This is a genomic window from Bartonella sp. AA2SXKL, assembly GCF_042197205.1.
In the GTDB taxonomy this organism is placed as follows: Bacteria; Pseudomonadota; Alphaproteobacteria; order Rhizobiales; family Rhizobiaceae; genus Bartonella.
Genome location: NZ_JBHIRN010000244.1, coordinates 1 through 602, shown reverse-complemented (window position 1 = coordinate 602; position 602 = coordinate 1). Strand labels below are relative to the sequence as shown.

The following is a 602-nucleotide window of genomic DNA, read 5'->3' as shown; positions in this document are numbered from 1 at the left end:
AAGGTTCTTCACCTGTTGGACTTCATAATGTAGCCAATGGTAAGATTGGTGATGAGTCACATGATGCGATTAATGGTAGTCAGATTAACAAAATTGGTGAGGATGTAGCTAAGTTTTTAGGTGGAAATGCAAAGTTTAGTGATGGAGCCTTTACAGAACCAACCTATAAATTATCTAAGCTTTCTGAAGATGGTGCTGTAGAAGAAACTAGCTATGATAATGTTGGGAGTGCGTTTGCAGGTCTTGATACAAGTGTGAAGAATGTGAATACTCATCTAACGCAAGAGGTTAAGAAGTTTGAAGAGAAAATCACGAATATTACACAAGAAGTTCAAGGTGATGCCTTGTTGTGGGATAGGAGTAAAGAGGCCTTTGTAGCAACGCATGGAGAAAAAGATAGCAAAACCAATAGTAAGATTACGTCTCTTTTAGATGGAGCAGTCTCAGAAAGTTCCAGTGATGCTATTACAGGTGGTCAACTTTATTCACTGGGCAGTGAGGTTGCAAAGACTTTTGGTGGTGGCGCTGGATATGAAGGTGGCGAATGGACCGCTCCAAGTTTCAAGGTTAAGAGCGTCAATGAAGATGGCAGTGCTGTTGAA

General features: G+C 40.7%; 1 pseudogene. It reads left to right on the top strand.

The features are described 5' to 3' along the window. Positions 1-602: pseudogene (locus ACFINS_RS10995) on the top strand (hypothetical protein); the annotation flags it as partial.